Consider the following 16,550-nt stretch of genomic DNA (forward strand, 5'->3'; position numbering starts at 1 on the left):
ATCATCCTCCCTCCCGTTTATTTTTTGCGATCAGAGTCTTTAGTCTTCATCATGATCGGTCTTAATTTCATCACCCCAATGGGCATACGGAAAATAAAGTCCTTCCAATCTTTTATTCTATAAGGCGTTGCTGGGCTTAGGTACGGGACCCCAAAGCATTTTAGTTTCACTAAATGACTGAATAATAACAAGAAGAACAAAACCGTTCCATATATACCAAACATAGCAGCACAAAACATGGCTACAAATCGCAATATACGCAGTGTTATTCCAGCACTATAGGTTGGTATTGCAAATGAAGAGATAGCAGTTACAGCTACAACAATGACAAGAAATGGACTGACGATCCCCGCATTGACTGCTGCATCACCAATAATTAAACCACCTACGATTCCCATTGCAGGACCGATCGGTTTCGGTAAACGTACTCCCGCTTCCCTTAGTATTTCGATGGATATTTCCATAATTAGCGCCTCAATTAGAGATGGAAAGGGCACTCCTTGTCTAGCTTCGATAATCGTTACAACCAGCTTTGTAGGAATTAATCCAGGTTGGAAAGAAATAAACGAAATATACAAAGCAGGAGCAAATAGGGCAAAAAATGTAGCCATATATCGTAACATTCTTAAGAGCGTACCTGGCACCCATCTTTCATAATAATCCTCGGGTGACTGTAACAACATGTTAAAGGTTACGGGTACAATTAATGCAAATGGACTTCCGTCCAGTAGTATACCCACACGACCTTCCAACAGTGAACTGATAACTCTGTCAGGTCGTTCTGTGTTTTGCGCTTGTTGAAACGGACTTAAAGTATCTTCCTCAATCAATTGCTCAACATATCCTGATTCTGCTATATAGTCCAAGTTGATCGTTTCTATTCGGCGTTTAACTTCTTCCACTAATTCCGAATTTGCAATATCGCTCATATAAGCAACAATGAGATCTCTCTTAACTCTTGACCCCACTTCGAATTTAGTCAGTTGCAAGCTTTCATTCTTACCATGTCGTCTTAATAAAGCAGTATTTTCGCTCAGTATTTCAGTGAACCCTTCACGTGGACCTCTCAACACCCCTTCAGATAAAGGCTCTTGTATACCACGTGATTTCCCCTTAGCAGTACCTAGAAGTAATACTTCTGGTATGCCATCAACCAAAAGTGCAGTAGATCCCATTAATATATCTGGTACTAATTCCTCTAAGTTAAGAGCTTCCTTTATTTCACTGATAGGAAGCATCTTATTCATAAGATGCTTTTTGGTAATCTTGGAGTCATAAGACAGATGCTCAATCTCTACGATATCATCAATCATCAAAGACTTTAGGACTTGGGTATCAACAAGCTCTTTATCATAAAGTCCTTCGATATAAATGATTGCTGCCCGTTTACCAACGCTTTTGATCGTAAACTCTCTAAAATGAACATCACTATTTTGAGCTATTCTTTGTTTGATTGCAGCTAAATCAGCTTCAAATTCACCTTTAAAATCTGAACTAGCTTCTTCTTTTACCTTCGATTTATTTTCTGACGGAGTAGCCTGCCAAATTTGGGTACCCAAAATAGATTGAAGTTTGCCTGAGACAAAGTAAATAACTATAGGAACGATCAATATCACTAACGCTTGTAAAAAAACCTTCCAATCTGGAATATAAGTAACAATCGTATGCCACATGTTCATCACCCTAATAGCTTAAAGCCAGAATTGACATGTATGAGTCATGCCTTTAGTAACTGTAGTGTTTCCATAACTCTCCAAAAAATACGGAATCAACTAAACATAAAAAAAATTAAAAGAACCTATCTGTAAGCGTCGTGCCATCTCGAATAAGTGCTTGATTTATGTATTTATCTCTGAGCAAAAAAAGAAGGCAAGACCGAGTTAATTCGGTCTTGCCTTAAAGGCTTGCTTAGGAGTTCCTGTCCTAGGAGGAACAGGAGATAAAGATTACTAATTAACGAGAGATAACGTGAATTGGATGACCTTCAACAAGTTCAGCGGTTTCCATTACGATTTCACCAAGTGTTGGGTGAGCATGGATCGTAAGGGAGATGTCCTCAAGTGTTGCACCCATTTCAAGGGCAAGACCAAGTTCTGCGATCAAGTTGGAAGCTTCGATACCAACGATTTGTGCGCCAAGAACAACATTGTTCTCTGCATTAGCAACAATTTTGATGAAGCCATCAGGAGCATTCAAGGAGACAGCACGGCCATTACCCGCGAACGGGAACTTACCAGCTTTCACTTTGAAGCCTTTTTCCTTCGCTTCTTTCTCCGTGTAACCTACGCTGGAACACTCTGGATCTGTGAAGCATACTGCCGGCATTCCTTTGTAATCGACAACGGATGGAAGTCCGGAAATTGCTTCAGCTGCCACTTTACCTTCGTAAGAAGCTTTGTGAGCAAGCGCCAATCCAGGAACGATATCGCCGATTGCGAAGATGTTCGGGTTACTTGTACGACCTTGATGATCAACTTTAACCAAACCACGATCAGTCAATTCAACACCAGCAAGATCTAGTCCAAGATCACCATCAGTGTTAGGACGACGACCAACAGTTACAAGCAAGTAATCTGCAGTAACTTCTTTGGTTTCACCTTTTGCCGTATATTTAACGGTTACGCTCTTATCGGTTTGCTCTGCGCTCTCCGCTTTTGCGTCAGTTACGATTTCAACACCAGTTTTCTCCATGTTCTTAGCAACAAGACGAGTCATATCCTTATCAAAGCCAGGAAGAACTGCATCCGCGCCTTCAATGATCGTTACTTTTGTTCCGAATTTGGAGAACATTTGACCAAGTTCAGCGCCGATATAACCGCCACCGATTACGATAAGGCTAGCTGGAATTTCTTGCAATTCCAATGCTTCTGTGGAAGACAAGATACGACCGCCAAATGGGAATGCTTTAAGCTCGATTGGACGGGAACCTGTTGCCAAGATGCAATGTTTGAAACGGTAACGTGGTGATTCGTGATCATTGAACGCACGAGCTTCATTTTCGTTGATGAACATCACTTCGCCGTTGAAGACTTCTACTTTATTACCTTTAAGTAGACCGCCAACACCTTGCGTCATTTTTGAAACAACACCGTTTTTGAAAGCTTGTGTTTTTGTGAAGTCAACTTTCACATTATCAGCAGTAATACCGAAGTCACCGCCATGTTGTGCGGACTCATATTGATGAGCTGCGGAGATCAATGCTTTGGAAGGAATACATCCACGGTTCAAGCACACGCCACCAAGCTCAGATTTGTCCACGATAATAACCTTTTGGCCTAGTTGGGCTGCACGAATAGCAGCCACATATCCACCAGGACCTGCACCAACAACCAATGTATCAATATCTAGAGAAGCGTCTCCTACTACCATGTTGTTATACCTCCATTACAAGAAGCTCTGGGTTACCGAGCAACTGTTTAATATAGTTCATGAAGTTTTGAGCTGTTGCACCATCGATGAGACGGTGGTCAAAGCTTAGTGACAATGCCATAACTGGAGCTACGACGATTTCACCATTCTTCACGACTGGTTTTTCACTGATACGGCCTGTTCCGAGGATAGCCACTTCAGGATAGTTAATGATTGGAGTAAAGAACATACCGCCAGCAGATCCGATGTTAGAGATCGAAATCGTACTACCCTTCATTTCGTTAGCGGATAGTTTACCTTCACGGCCACGAATTGCCAAGTCACTGATAGCATCAGCGATCATCCAGATGCTCTTACGATCAGCGTCTTTGATAACCGGTACGATCAAGCCGTTGTCTGTGTCTGTAGCGATACCAATATCATAATGTTTCTTGTAGACAATTTCGTTGTTTACTTCGTCAATCGAAGCGTTAAGTGCTGGGAATTTACGTGATGCAGCAACCAATGCCTTAACGATAAATGGCAAGTAAGTAACCTTCGTGCCTTTTTTCTCAGCGATTGGTTTCATGCGAGTACGGAAAGCAACCAGATCCGTCACATCAACTTCGTCCATAATTGTAACGTGAGGTGCTGTGTAAGCGGATTTGACCATCGCATTAGAAATTGCTTTACGGATACCTTTGAATGGTACACGTTCTTCGTCCGTACCAGCAGGGATTGCTGTAGGAGCAGAAGTTGCAGGTGCTGTTTGTGCAGCTGGTGCATCAGCATTTGCTGCTGCAGGTGCTACTACGCCGCCACCATTTTTGAATGCTTCAACATCTTCACGAGTCACTTTACCAGCGTTGCCGGATCCAGTTACTTGTGCGATATCAACACCTTGTTCACGTGCAAATTTACGCACGCTAGGTGTAGCCAATACTTCATGATTTGGTGCTGCTGGAGCATTACCAGCGCCACCTTGTTTCGCATCAGAAGGGCTGTCAGCAGCAGGAGAATCTTTAGTGTCAGCTCCGCCTTGAGCAGCGTCAGCTTCTTGATGTTCAGGTGCTCCTTCTTGCTCAGGAACTTCACCTTCTGCATCGATAACAGCAACAACTTGACCCACACGGAAGATCGCGCCGTCAGTACCAAGCACTTCTAGTACTGTACCGTTTACTGGACAAGGAACTTCAATTACTGCCTTGTCATTTTGTACTTCCATAACGATATCATCGTCTGTTACTTTATCGCCGACTTTGATATGCATTTTGATAATTTCGCCTTCGTGTAATCCTTCACCTAGTTCAGGGAATCTATATTCAAACTTTGCCACTTGTAGGACCTCCTAGATTGTAATTATTAAAATTCAAGAACTTTATTGACAGCAGTCACGACACGTGCTGGTGAAGGAAGCCATTGATCTTCAATTTGCGCATATGGATAGACTGTATCTGGACCTGCAACCCGAAGTACCGGTGCTTCCAAATGCAGAATAGCTTGTTCATTGATTTGAGCGATAATTTCTGCAGCCATACCAGCTGATTTCTGTGCTTCTTGCACCACGATCGCACGATTTGTTTTCTTAATGGAATTAATAATCGTATCGATATCAAGTGGAACAAGTGTACGAAGGTCGATGACTTCAGCTTTGATTCCGCTCTTCTCTAATTCTTCAGCAGCTTTCACTGAAGTATGAACCATCATACCGTAAGTAATAATCGTAACGTCCGAACCTTCGCGAACGACATTGGCTTTACCAAGTTCAACCGTATATTCGCCTTCAGGAACTTCTGCACGGAATGCATGATATAGATTAAGATGCTCCATGAAAAAGACAGGGTCATTATCGCGAATAGCCGAAATTAGAAGGCCTTTAGCATCATAAGGGTTGGAAGGGATTACGAGCTTGATCCCTGGAGTTTGAGCAATCAAACCTTCCAAAGAGTCTGTGTGTAGCTCAGCAGCCTTAACTCCGCCACCAAAAGGAGTACGGAATACGATTGGTGCGTTGTAGCGACCACCGGAACGGTAACGCAAACGTGCAGCTTGCACCAAGATTTGATCCATTGCTTCAAAGATAAAACCAATAAACTGAATTTCAGCGATTGGACGGAATCCTTGAATCCCAAGACCTAAAGCCATACCACCGATAGCGGACTCTGCCAACGGTGTATCGAAAACACGTTCTTCACCGAACTCTTTTTGTAAACCTTCTGTTACGCGGAATACACCACCAACATTACCTACGTCTTCGCCAAAAATAATTACATTCTTATCGCGCTCAAGTTCCACGCGCATTGCATCACGGATTGCTTCTTTCATATTCATTTGTGCCATTGCTTCATATCCTCCTCATTAGAACAATTCACTTTGCATATTGCCATACGGCTGTAAATCATAAAATTTTATTGAAAATCAGCTTTTTGCTCTTCTAGATATTTAGGTGTTTGTTCGAACATGCTGTCGATCAGGCCGGAAACCGTCATTTTCTCGGTTTTTTCAGCTTTCTTAATTTCTTCATTTACTTTTGCCTTCGCTTCTTCTTTTACACGAACTGTGTCTTCTTCAGTCCAAAGGCCTTTTTTCTCCAAGAATTTAGCGAGACGAGCGATTGGATCTTTTTCGTTCCATTGTCCTTCTTCTTCTTTCGAACGATATTTTGAAGTATCATCAGAAAGGGAGTGTGGACGGAAACGGTAAGTAACAGCTTCGATCAAAGTAGCACCTTCACCGTTACGAGCACGTTCAGCAGCTTCTTGAACAGCGGCGATTACAGCAAATACGTCCATACCATCAATTTTCACGCCACGGATACCTGCAGCAACCGCTTTGTGAGCGATCGAAAGAGCAGCCGTTTGTTTGGAGAATGGTGTCGTAATAGCATAACCGTTGTTTTGTACGAAGAAGATAGCTGGCAATTTATAAACACCTGCATAGTTCAACGCTTCATAGAAGTCACCTTCAGAAGATCCACCGTCGCCTGTATAAGCGATAGCAACTTGTTTTTGTTTCTTCAGTTTAAAGCCCATTGCGATACCCATTGCATGTAGAACTTGAGCACCGATAATAATTTGTGGCATAAGGACATTAACTCCTGCAGGAATCTCACCGCCGTGTTGATGTCCACGGGAATACAGGAATGCTTGGTAAAGCGGAAGGCCGTGCCAAACGAGTTGTGGAATATCGCGGTAACCTGGGCAGATAAAATCATCTTTCTCCAATGCGAATTCACTACCTACCATTGTTGCTTCTTGACCGGATACTGGAGCATAAAATCCAAGGCGACCTTGACGGCCTAAGTTAACGGCACGATCGTCCCAAGTACGGGTAAATACCATGCGGTACATTAATTCTTTCAATTGATCATCAGTTAAATTAGGGGCTAATTCTTTGTTAACAATTTCACCATCTGGCGAAAGTACGGACAAGGCCTCGACTTCCTCCGTATATACTTCATAAGGAATCTTACTCATTTTCTTCACCTCGACAAATAATTTGATTATCATGTACCTCTGTTATAGAATTATTATACAACTGTTTCACTCGTGAAGTCAAAGACATTGGTCATTTTTCCTCAATTTATTTATTTTTGTTTGTATAACAGTGTCGTTTATCGAGTATAACAGTTTGAATTTTAACTATCTGCCAATCCCACAAAAATGATGTTTATTTATCATCATACCGTGGCAACTATAAACAAATCAAATAACTAGGAGTGTGTAAGTCATGACAGATTCGGCCTATTTAAAACGAACCATTGTTAAAGAGGAAATACAGAGTAAACACTTGGGAGAGAGTCGGTTTCTGCGAATTTACCTGCCTCCCGGATACAATGAAATCCTCAGTTACCCCGTAGTGTATTGCCAGGACGGAGAAGAGTTTTTCAATTTCGGACGTATAGCAACCGTCGCTAACAGGCTAATTCTAGATGAAGGAATCGATCCTTTCATTATTGTAGGTGTTGAAGTCGATACTTCTGTACGAACATCAGAGTATGCACCTTTTGGAGATCGCTTTGAGGCCTATACTTCCAGTTTCGTCGAAGAGATTATTCCCTATGTAGAACGTAATTATCCTGTACGCCGTGAGCCAAGCGAAAGAATTCTTGCGGGTGATTCCCTCGGTGGAACAGTATCACTTCACTTAGCTATGAAAAACCCAAAACTGTTTTCCAAAATCATTAGTTTATCGGGAGCTTACTATGAACCCAGTCTGAAACTTCTTGCCGCTGAGAAGGATCTGTCCTTCCTCTCGCTGTTTATGATCGTTGGTTTACAGGAAGACAACTACACAACCGATACGGGAACGTATAATTTTGTCGAATTAAACCGGACAGCCAAATTACTTCTGGAAGAACGTGGCGCCCAAGTTGTCTATTACGAGAAAGATGGTAAGCATCTTTGGGGATTTTGGCAACAGGAACTCCCCCATGCACTGATTCATTTCTTGAAATAACCAAGTTTTACTTTACAGTCATGTCTCAGTTCCTACTCGTATTCACGTTTGCATTTCCAGATTTGCTCAGAAGAGAGATAGCTTCATATCCCTCTTCTTTTTTCTCCTTCATTAAACTATCCGCTAGACTATCCGCTTTTGGATTCCGTTCTATTGATTGCCCCCGTTTTGAGTGAACGTCGAGGTAATCTCCATTTATAATGAACGGATAACATGCGAAAGAACACAATGAACACAAAGAGTAAGGTAAGTTCCAGTGTTGATTTGATAAATCCAAGCCCAATGGTAGCTCCCGCTAACATCGCCCAAACCGCATAAATCTCATCTCGAAGTACAAGTGGCTTACGACCCGCCAGCAAGTCTCGGATGATCCCGCCTCCAATTCCCGTTAACACTGCAGCAACTAGAACTGCATTTAGCGGGTGCTTCATTTCTGTGGCGTAAAGTGCACCCTGGATCGCAAAAGCAGACAAGCCTATCGCATCAAATAACGCCTCTGTTCTTTTCCAATGCTTAATCCAGGTCAGCGGTAAAATAAACGAGACAATAATTGATAATACAGCAAGCGTGATAAGGTCACCCTGGCTCCATAATGTCGTCACAGGTACACCAATGAGCACATTTCGGATAATCCCGCCTCCGAAAGCGGTTACAAGTCCCAGCACGAGCACACCTAAAATATCATATTCCTCTTCCATGGCCACAAAAGCACCGGACATTGCGAAAGCAATTGTACCAACAATACTGAAAATATCAAATATGTGCATTTATTACGCTCTCCCCTACCCTCTCTTTCGTCTTCTACATTCTGCCTCCATTGTAGTCCTGTGATATAAAATTGTGCAACCCCGAATTCTCCATTATACTGTATTGATTACATTATTTTCAGGGCAGGATGAAAGGAAGAATATTGATGACTAGTAAGCGTGTGTTTATTTATGCTGGGGGAGAAATCGATCCTATTTCTATAAAATCAATAAAACAAGATGATTACATTATAGGCGCTGACCGAGGCGCTCTGTTTCTCGTAGATAATGGAATAAAACCTCATATCTCTGTTGGTGACTTCGATTCTGTTAATGCAGAAGAATTTGCAAGAATCCAAGGTTTTAGCGATGAGATACTTTCTTGCGATGCCGTGAATAAGGATCTTACCGATACCGAACTTGCATTTGATATCGCAATAGAGCAACAACCTACGGAAATCATCATGGTCGGAGTTAGCGGTTCTCGGCTTGATCATACCCTTGGAAACATCCATATGCTGCTGCGAGGGCTGGAGCAACAAATATCGTGCTTCATCTGGGATCGCAATAACTATATTACACTCACAGATTCAACCCATATTGTTGAGGATCGTGGGTACACCTACGCCTCCCTATTGGCACTTTCCCCTGAAGTGACAGGGATTAATTTGGAGGGTTTCCTTTATCCCTTGGAGAACGCAACTTTAAAAATGGGCCAGTCTCTAGGTGTTAGCAATCGTTTGGTAGAAGCAAAGGGTACGATACATATCGCTAGCGGTTTATTGCTTGTCATCCAAAGCAAAGATTAATATTTTTAATATAATACATTTTTGTAACCAATAAATTTAACAAATTTTTAACCTAAAAACCTTGATTAATCAAGGTTTTTTCTTTTGTCCCCTCCACTATTAGCTATCATTTTATTAATAATTTGTTAATTTTAATGATATTTTAATAATCCATGTTAAACCCTTGTGAGACAAGCATTTGAGTGTCTATTAGCAAAAATTAGGTGGTTTCAAACCTGTTATACTTCAATCAAGCCGGACAAACAAACAAAAGATTTTGGAGGTATTACAACATGAAACTACACACTTTATTCCAAAAGGTATTGACGATCGGCATCGTGTCAACCATCGGATTCAGCACTTTACTTGCCAGCGGAGCAGGAACTGCACAAGCCGCATCGGTATCAGCAGAAGTTACAGCCGTATCGAAAGGCACCCAAGTTGTTAACTACGGGAAAAAATATATGGGCGTACCCTATAAATTTGGAGCTTCTACATCAACAACTAAAGTATTCGACTGCTCATCCTTTATGAAACACATCTTTAAGAAATACGGAGTTACACTTCCACGTACATCAGTAGCTCAATCTAAAGTAGGAAAAGCCGTTTCCAAAGCTAACCTAAAAGCAGGAGATTTGGTATTCTTCTCAAGTGGAAGCCGAGCTAACGGTAAGAACGTTACCCATGTCGCTGTATACGCTGGAAACGGAAAAATCCTTCATACTTATGGCAAACCAGGAGTTACAATCTCTAACCTGAATTCTGGAACTTGGAAGAAAACCTATCTTAAAGCACGTCGTGTGTTGTAATCTATCGATTTAGTAATAAGTAGTTTAATAGAATATAATCTATCTATTAATGATCTGTAAGAGAGTTGTATCATGGGTTTGTCCCCCCTTGATGCAGCTCTCTCTTTGAGTTTAATAAGATGCTCTTGAGAAAAGCTCATTATATAATCTCAATTTATTAATTTTTAATCGACTTTTAATAATCAGGTTCAAACCGTTGCTGCACTTGGGTTACAGCTAACTGATCCACAATTTAGGAGGTTACAAATCTGTTACACTCTAATCAAGCAAGGGAAAACAAAATCATATATTCTGGAGGTAATACACCATGAAAATACAGAAAGTATTCCAAAAGATATTAACAGTAGGCATTATATCAACTATTGGATTCACTACTTTACTTGCTAGTGGAGCAGGAACTGTACAAGCCCAATCTTTTGTACCCGCTGCTGAATCAACTGCATCACAATCGGTAGGATCGCAAGTCGTTAAATTTGGCAAACAGTTTATCGGAACTCCTTATGAATTTGGAGCATCTACCACAACAACAAGAGTTTTCGACTGTTCGTCCTTCATGAAATATATCTTTAATAAATATGGAGTTACACTCCCACGTACATCAGCAGCACAAGCTAAAGAAGGATATAAAGTTTCAAAAGCCAACCTACAAGTAGGTGACTTAGTATTCTTCTCTAGCGGCAGCCGTTCCACCGGATCGAATATTACCCATGTTGCTGTATATGCCGGAGATGGAAAAATCCTTCACACCTACGGTTCACCAGGAGTCACTTTATCCGATCTCGATTCTGCAAATTGGAAGAAAACTTATGTAACTGCGCGTCGCGTACTATAACGCGTACTCTAAAATAATAATATTCTTATATAAAATGACGGATTATCAAACCAAGGGCTTAGCCAATTGATAATCCGTCATTTAATTAAGGCTCAATCTAGAAATCAGTGGTTGACTTTACGAGCTAACAGAGCGAAGGGTCGGAGGGATTCTGAAGAAACTACAAGCTTTCCTTAGGAAAGCTACATCGAAAGCATAAGCTGTGTTCGCCTTTAAAGTCCTATTTCAACCGATAATCATTTTTCATTTTAGAAATAGGGCTTTAACAGCGATCGCAAGAACCCTCCGATCTGTAGCGATTCATTTAAGAGACGTCGTGAACCACTGATTTTGGCATTGAGCCTTAATTAATAGACCATACATTATAGAAGAACACTATTGCAACATATACCCCGACCCACGTACCGTATGAATCAACTTACGAATTCTTCCCCGGTCCATCTTCTTTCTGAGATGCCGAATATATACATCAACTACATTCGTATTTGTCAGAAAATCATGTCCCCACACTTCCTGTAAAATCGTATTTCTATGGCAAACGGTATTCACTCGTTTTGCCAAGTACAGTAGCAACTCGTATTCTTTCGGGGTCAATTTGATGGGTTCCTCTCCGCGATACACTTTCCGACTCTTCAGCTCGATCACCAAATCTTCGTAAGTAATATTCGTTACACTTCCACTAATCAGTCGCTCAAACAATCGAAGTAGATTATCAATTCTTGATTTAAGTTCCTCGATGGACAAAGACTTCACAACAACATCATTGGCACCTAGCTCAAGTGCAGAAACAATTTCGCTCGTATCCCGCTTTGCTAGCATGACCATGATGGGGAAGTCTCGTGCTTTTCCTAATTGGCGAACCAACTCCATTTGACTTTGATCTGCAAGTTCTGTACCGAGTAGGACTAAACTTGGTTTTTGAAGATTCAGCTCTCTGAGCATCTCAGTCCCTGATTTGAACCAATGTACATTGTAGCCTGCTTCTTCTAATTGCCTCCACCAACGTTCCCCTAATGTTTCATTACCCTCGGCCCACAATATGTGCTCCTTCATATTTTTACCCACCTCTACCTAAGAAGAAATCATTCCCTTTTTAAACTTTAATACTTCAAAAATGAGCTCTTCTGATCAACTTTCTATAGGATTCTCAAGATGCAAAGAAACCATTCTACAACCTAAGAATGGTTTCTAAATAATCACTGTTTGAAATTATTAATTCATATATCGATCATAAATAGCCTTAGCTTCAGTAATGTCCTTTGTACCATGTATTAATGCCCTACCATCTTGAAACAATACGATGCGAAGTTTCCCGACTGTGTAGGATACTAAGAATGGATTATACTCAACTTTGCCTTCCTCAAGCCGCCTAAATATTTCTGCGATTTCTTGTAAATTTAATCTGCGCTTAGTCACAGGTCGTATCTGCACCGTATCACGCCCACACAACACCTCTGTTTTACGTGTACCTGATTTACTCAAGAAAGGATAAGATGGTTCTGTACCACATGACGGGCAATCCTCACGCTTGGCCGATGATACCTTAATTGAGGCCTGTTCGTTCCGCCATAAGTCAAAGGTAAGGATAGTTCCACGCAATGCTTCCAGTTGACCTGTCAATAGTTTTAACGCTTCTGTCATCTGATGAGCAGTGACTGTTTGAACCGCAGGTGAAATGATACCAGCTGTTTCACAAGTATCTCCACCCACTCCAAAGGGCATGGATTCCAGTAGACAATTCATACAAGGAGTTACGCCCGGAAGAATAGTATAAGTAATTCCGTAACTACCGACACATGCGCCATATATCCACGGAATCGCATGTTTTTGTGAAACATCGTTAATGAGCAAGCGAGTATCAAAGTTATCCGTTGCGTCAACAATTAAATTGACTCCAGGTAACAACGACTCGATCTCATCAAGCGTCACATCCATCACATGTCCCTCTATCTTAACTCCACTATTGATCGCACGCAGGCGGTTCTGAGCCGCAACGGCCTTAGGCACCCTATTCACAGCATCTTCCTCACAGAACAACTGTTGACGTTGCAGATTACTCCACTCTACATAATCACGGTCAGCAATGATTATACTGCCGATACCGGCACGTACAAGACTCTCTGCAATGACTGTACCCAGCGCACCTGCACCGACGATCAGTACGGTAGCTTCGGTCAATTTCCGTTGACCCGTGGAGCCAATTGGACCAAATCGTTCTTGCCGTGAATACCTATTATCTCGTTCCGAAGATTCAGAGTTCTTCAAGTGCGATACTGATCCCAAGTGGTCCTCACTCATTTCAATTCATGCCCCTTTTCATAGACATCACAATATTACTTTGTCGACCAAGCCTCTACGTCCCACACCTTGGTTACCCAATCTTCATAGAAATCAGGTTCATGAGAGACGAGTAGTACTGTTCCTTTAAATTCTTTGAGTGCACGCTTCAATTCTTCTTTAGCTACAACATCTAAGTGATTTGTCGGCTCATCGAACAGAATCCAGTTGGTCTCCCGCATCATAAGCTTGCACAACCGCACTTTGGCCTGTTCTCCACCACTTAATGCCTTCAATTGTCTTGTTATATGATCGTTCTTTAATCCACAACGAGCTAAATGACCACGAACTTCATTCTGTGTTAGATTGGAAAATTCATTCCACACATCATCAATCGGCGTCATATTCCCGGCACGAACCTCTTGTTCGAAGTAAGCAGGTGCTAAAAATTCACCTTGATAGGTCCTTCCACTAATTGGAGGAATTTTGCCCAAAATCGTTTTGAGTAACGTCGACTTACCAACACCGTTACAACCCACAATAGCGATCTTATCGCCCCGCTCAATCATCATCGTCATCTTAGGCAATAACGCACGATCATACCCAATTTCGAAATCGACACCTTCAAATACAGTTTTACTACTAGCACGAGTTTCCTTGAAACCGAAGGTTGGCTTGGACATTTCCTCTGGTTTCTCGATCCGATCCATACGATCTAGTTGCTTCTCCCGGCTCTTAGCCCGTCCAGAAGTAGAAGCACGCGCTTTATTCTTCTGAATGAATTCTTCTTGTTTCTTAATTAAATCCCTTTGTTTCTCGTAGGCTTCAATGTGCTGAATCTTATTCATATCAGCCATTTCTAGAAACTTATCAAAATTAGCTGAATAACGGGTCAACTTTGTGAACTCCAAATGATATATCGCATTTACTACCTGCTTCATAAATTCCGTATCATGCGAAATAAGAATAAATGCATAAGGATAGTTCTGCAAATAGTTCGTTAACCATTGGATATGCTCAACATCAAGATAGTTCGTTGGCTCATCCAACAATAGAACATTGGGTTTCTCAAGCAACAACTTCGCAAGCAGAACCTTAGTACGTTGACCACCACTGAGCGACGTGACACCACGGTCTAAACCAATGACAGACAGTCCGAGTCCGTTTGCCATTTCCTCCACCTTAACATCGATTAAATAGAAATCACCAATATCAAGTTGCTCCTGAATATCTCCCATTCGAACTAATAAATCGTCCAATTGCTCGAGAGTAGCATCGCCCATTTGTTCCGTAATCTCTATCATTTCTTTCTCCAGTTCGAGCAGGGGCAAGAAAGCATCTTTAAGGACATCACGGATTGTTTTACCAGGTGTTAGTTTCGTATGCTGATCTAAATAACCATACCGAACCCTTGGGGTCCACTCTACTTTTCCTTCATCTTTCAATACCTGACCTGTCAAAATATTCATTAGCGTGGATTTACCAGCACCATTTGCACCAACCAGGCCCACATGTTCTCCCGCTAGCAAGCGGAAAGATACATCTCTAAACAACGTCCGGTCTCCAAAATCATGTGAGACTTCTTCTACACTTAATAAACTCATATTATTACGTAAACTCCTCTAGTTTGTTAGTTTGCATCATAGGACAAGCAAAAGCAAACACTAATAAACCATTTTAGCACAAGAAGGAGAGCAATCGAAACCTATGTTTTGAAAATGATGAAAAAAGATGGATGATTTTCACAAACCTTGGCGTTTACATGGCGCCTCGAAATAACCCTTAGCCGCAGCATCTCGCTCACTTACAAATACCTCTTCCATTTTATAAGGTGCTGAACAATCCTCCCTGTAGAAATATTTGATACCCGTCGATTCATCATTCCCACCTATAACTGGATACCTCTTAATGAGTCGCCCACCTCCAAGAGCATAATTGTTATAGTAACGATCACCTACCGGAATACCTTGGAGAAATATGAGAACACCAATATCATTCAGTGTATTATTCCACTCCTCCTGGGAGATAACCGGAAGTGTGAACGTATAGGTTACACCCAGTTTAGCTGCATACTCATTATGACGATTAATATAATCAGCCAGATCATCTTCAATACCCCGTACGATAACAGAACGGCGAACTTGCTGGAACATTTCCGAGTCCTGCAGGAGAGGTATTGTGACTATTGAGCTTAATTCCTCCTGCAGTCCACTCACCCATTCTCCACTCACTGCATCATAAGCAATAACATAACTATCCAGGGTAAACGCAACTTGATTACCGATTTCATCAGAGTAGACATAGGGTTTCTTTGGTCGAAAATGATGCTCTGCTAGCACACTACCATCGCTTGCCGTTGATTCATCTACTGCGTAAATCGAGTAACCGTCATACTCAATGATTACAACAGCAGGAATATAGACCATTAATGACCTTTGTGAGACTTTATCATCCGTAATTCCAAAATTCAGAGACAACGATTGCTGTAAAGCCATAATTGCCCCATTCTTATCCGCACGCATAAATTTGGCCGAGCCATATCCTGTCTCATAGCTTTGCAGCTCGTTTATATTCAGTGCGCTACCCCCGTCCTGAGCCGCTGTCCTTAGGGCTGTTGTATATTGAAGTTGCAGTCGATTCACCTCTCGAAGATCTTCGGTATGCAAATGACTAACCCACAACAGTGGAGAGACTATCAGTAGGAAAATGACCGCCCAGTCAGTAATCTTCATTCAGCACCATACCTCCGTAAGTCAATGAATCTGTCCCTTTACCGGAAACCTGACTATGAAGAAAACTCCCCAGCACTTCATATGTAATAACAGAACGTTTCACTAGAGTTACCGTAAAATAATCCCCAATCTCCAATTTATATTTTCGCTCTGCAATATCCCCGTTCCCCATATTCCCGTTAGCAAAAGTCGAATCAGGAAATAGCACCTTCATTAAATCAGCCGTAAAATAACTATCATATAGCACACTGAAATCATCCTTAAAACTCGTGGCATCTGCTGGGTCCTGATATTCTGGGTGATATTTCTTATGCCGATGTTCCATATCGATATCATACATAAATCCAAATGCCTCAATTTCTCTGGCGAAATCCCCATACATTTGTGATGACAAATAGCCTTTATTCCGAACTGCATCCGTAAACTGAACAAGTGTATTGTAAGCAGACAGAACGCGTATATCCTCCTCACGCTCTGCCGCCTGGGAAGCTGGAACCAAATACAGCAGGAGAATTGCCAGCAGCGCTGCCGTTATTTTAGATAAAACATTCGGCATACCG

At 41.6% G+C, this 16,550-nt stretch carries 15 protein-coding genes; 4 read left to right on the forward strand and 11 right to left on the reverse strand.

What is annotated here, in order from left to right:
• Window positions 1-17: 17 nt before the first annotated feature.
• The 5 genes from EJP82_RS02915 to pdhA all read right to left on the reverse strand — a co-directional run bounded on the left by EJP82_RS02915 (window position 18) and on the right by pdhA (window position 6,824).
• Window positions 18-1,673, reverse strand: coding sequence for a spore germination protein (locus tag EJP82_RS02915; RefSeq protein WP_127190527.1), 1,656 nt, complete (start codon window positions 1,671-1,673; stop codon window positions 18-20).
• 280 nt (window positions 1,674-1,953) lie between these two features.
• The gene (lpdA, locus tag EJP82_RS02920) at window positions 1,954-3,369 is read right to left on the reverse strand and encodes a dihydrolipoyl dehydrogenase (protein ID WP_127190528.1); all 1,416 of its coding nucleotides are present in this window, start codon (window positions 3,367-3,369) and stop codon (window positions 1,954-1,956) included.
• A 4-nt stretch (window positions 3,370-3,373) separates the two neighbouring features.
• On the reverse strand, window positions 3,374-4,684 hold the full coding sequence (locus tag EJP82_RS02925) for a dihydrolipoamide acetyltransferase family protein (protein ID WP_127190529.1): 1,311 nt from the start codon (window positions 4,682-4,684) through the stop codon (window positions 3,374-3,376).
• 26 nt (window positions 4,685-4,710) lie between these two features.
• Window positions 4,711-5,688: an alpha-ketoacid dehydrogenase subunit beta gene (locus EJP82_RS02930; protein WP_127190530.1), complete on the reverse strand. Its 978-nt coding sequence runs from the start codon at window positions 5,686-5,688 to the stop codon at window positions 4,711-4,713.
• 68 nt (window positions 5,689-5,756) lie between these two features.
• Window positions 5,757-6,824: a pyruvate dehydrogenase (acetyl-transferring) E1 component subunit alpha gene (gene pdhA / locus EJP82_RS02935; RefSeq protein ID WP_127190531.1), complete on the reverse strand. Its 1,068-nt coding sequence runs from the start codon at window positions 6,822-6,824 to the stop codon at window positions 5,757-5,759.
• A gap of 253 nt (window positions 6,825-7,077) precedes the next feature.
• On the opposite strand from pdhA, the gene EJP82_RS02940 reads away from it, so the two are divergent.
• Complete coding sequence (locus EJP82_RS02940) at window positions 7,078-7,806, forward strand: alpha/beta hydrolase (protein WP_127190532.1); 729 nt, start codon at window positions 7,078-7,080, stop codon at window positions 7,804-7,806.
• A gap of 128 nt (window positions 7,807-7,934) precedes the next feature.
• Here EJP82_RS02940 and EJP82_RS02945 read toward each other — a convergent pair whose 3' ends face one another.
• Window positions 7,935-8,573, reverse strand: a complete 639-nt coding sequence (locus tag EJP82_RS02945) for a trimeric intracellular cation channel family protein (RefSeq protein WP_127190533.1) — start codon at window positions 8,571-8,573, stop codon at window positions 7,935-7,937.
• 146 nt (window positions 8,574-8,719) lie between these two features.
• On the opposite strand from EJP82_RS02945, the gene EJP82_RS02950 reads away from it, so the two are divergent.
• The 3 genes from EJP82_RS02950 to EJP82_RS02960 all read left to right on the forward strand — a co-directional run bounded on the left by EJP82_RS02950 (window position 8,720) and on the right by EJP82_RS02960 (window position 10,981).
• Window positions 8,720-9,361, forward strand: a complete 642-nt coding sequence (locus EJP82_RS02950) for a thiamine diphosphokinase (protein ID WP_127190534.1) — start codon at window positions 8,720-8,722, stop codon at window positions 9,359-9,361.
• A 272-nt stretch (window positions 9,362-9,633) separates the two neighbouring features.
• Complete coding sequence (locus EJP82_RS02955) at window positions 9,634-10,149, forward strand: C40 family peptidase (protein ID WP_127190535.1); 516 nt, start codon at window positions 9,634-9,636, stop codon at window positions 10,147-10,149.
• 307 nt (window positions 10,150-10,456) lie between these two features.
• Window positions 10,457-10,981: a C40 family peptidase gene (locus EJP82_RS02960; RefSeq protein WP_127190536.1), complete on the forward strand. Its 525-nt coding sequence runs from the start codon at window positions 10,457-10,459 to the stop codon at window positions 10,979-10,981.
• A gap of 375 nt (window positions 10,982-11,356) precedes the next feature.
• On the opposite strand, the gene EJP82_RS02965 is transcribed toward EJP82_RS02960, so the two are convergent.
• The 5 genes from EJP82_RS02965 to EJP82_RS02985 all read right to left on the reverse strand — a co-directional run bounded on the left by EJP82_RS02965 (window position 11,357) and on the right by EJP82_RS02985 (window position 16,546).
• Window positions 11,357-12,034 (reverse strand): response regulator transcription factor, encoded by a 678-nt coding sequence (locus EJP82_RS02965; RefSeq protein ID WP_127190537.1) that lies wholly within the window; start codon window positions 12,032-12,034, stop codon window positions 11,357-11,359.
• Window positions 12,035-12,193: 159 nt separating this feature from the next.
• Window positions 12,194-13,279 (reverse strand): MoeB/ThiF family adenylyltransferase, encoded by a 1,086-nt coding sequence (locus EJP82_RS02970; protein WP_127190538.1) that lies wholly within the window; start codon window positions 13,277-13,279, stop codon window positions 12,194-12,196.
• A gap of 35 nt (window positions 13,280-13,314) precedes the next feature.
• A complete protein-coding gene (locus tag EJP82_RS02975) occupies window positions 13,315-14,862 on the reverse strand; it encodes an ABC-F family ATP-binding cassette domain-containing protein (RefSeq protein WP_127190539.1) in 1,548 nt (515 codons plus the stop codon).
• A gap of 138 nt (window positions 14,863-15,000) precedes the next feature.
• Entirely contained in the window at window positions 15,001-15,990 is a 990-nt protein-coding gene (locus EJP82_RS02980; RefSeq protein WP_127190540.1) for a hypothetical protein, read from the reverse strand.
• Window positions 15,977-16,546 carry a hypothetical protein gene (locus tag EJP82_RS02985; RefSeq protein ID WP_127190541.1) on the reverse strand — a complete coding sequence of 190 codons (570 nt, stop codon included), beginning with the start codon at window positions 16,544-16,546 and terminating at the stop codon, window positions 15,977-15,979. Before EJP82_RS02985 ends, EJP82_RS02980 begins: the two co-directional genes overlap by 14 nt.
• Window positions 16,547-16,550 lie beyond the last annotated feature (4 nt).

It is taken from the genome of Paenibacillus anaericanus, from assembly GCF_003994475.1.
Lineage (GTDB): Bacteria > Bacillota > Bacilli > Paenibacillales > Paenibacillaceae > Fontibacillus > Fontibacillus anaericanus.

Excerpts from the sequence above, each read along its gene's own strand:
- EJP82_RS02985 (WP_127190541.1), bottom strand. The coding sequence starts at position 16,546 with ATGCCGAATGTTTTATCTAAAATAACGGCAGCGCTGCTGGCAATTCTC.
- pdhA (WP_127190531.1), bottom strand. The coding sequence starts at position 6,824 with ATGAGTAAGATTCCTTATGAAGTATATACGGAGGAAGTCGAGGCCTTG.
- EJP82_RS02930 (WP_127190530.1), bottom strand. The coding sequence starts at position 5,688 with ATGGCACAAATGAATATGAAAGAAGCAATCCGTGATGCAATGCGCGTG.
- EJP82_RS02945 (WP_127190533.1), bottom strand. The coding sequence starts at position 8,573 with ATGCACATATTTGATATTTTCAGTATTGTTGGTACAATTGCTTTCGCA.
- EJP82_RS02970 (WP_127190538.1), bottom strand. The coding sequence starts at position 13,279 with ATGAGTGAGGACCACTTGGGATCAGTATCGCACTTGAAGAACTCTGAA.
- EJP82_RS02975 (WP_127190539.1), bottom strand. The coding sequence starts at position 14,862 with ATGAGTTTATTAAGTGTAGAAGAAGTCTCACATGATTTTGGAGACCGG.
- EJP82_RS02960 (WP_127190536.1), top strand. The coding sequence starts at position 10,457 with ATGAAAATACAGAAAGTATTCCAAAAGATATTAACAGTAGGCATTATA.
- EJP82_RS02950 (WP_127190534.1), top strand. The coding sequence starts at position 8,720 with ATGACTAGTAAGCGTGTGTTTATTTATGCTGGGGGAGAAATCGATCCT.
- EJP82_RS02965 (WP_127190537.1), bottom strand. The coding sequence starts at position 12,034 with ATGAAGGAGCACATATTGTGGGCCGAGGGTAATGAAACATTAGGGGAA.
- lpdA (WP_127190528.1), bottom strand. The coding sequence starts at position 3,369 with ATGGTAGTAGGAGACGCTTCTCTAGATATTGATACATTGGTTGTTGGT.
- EJP82_RS02980 (WP_127190540.1), bottom strand. The coding sequence starts at position 15,990 with ATGAAGATTACTGACTGGGCGGTCATTTTCCTACTGATAGTCTCTCCA.
- EJP82_RS02955 (WP_127190535.1), top strand. The coding sequence starts at position 9,634 with ATGAAACTACACACTTTATTCCAAAAGGTATTGACGATCGGCATCGTG.
- EJP82_RS02915 (WP_127190527.1), bottom strand. The coding sequence starts at position 1,673 with ATGTGGCATACGATTGTTACTTATATTCCAGATTGGAAGGTTTTTTTA.
- EJP82_RS02940 (WP_127190532.1), top strand. The coding sequence starts at position 7,078 with ATGACAGATTCGGCCTATTTAAAACGAACCATTGTTAAAGAGGAAATA.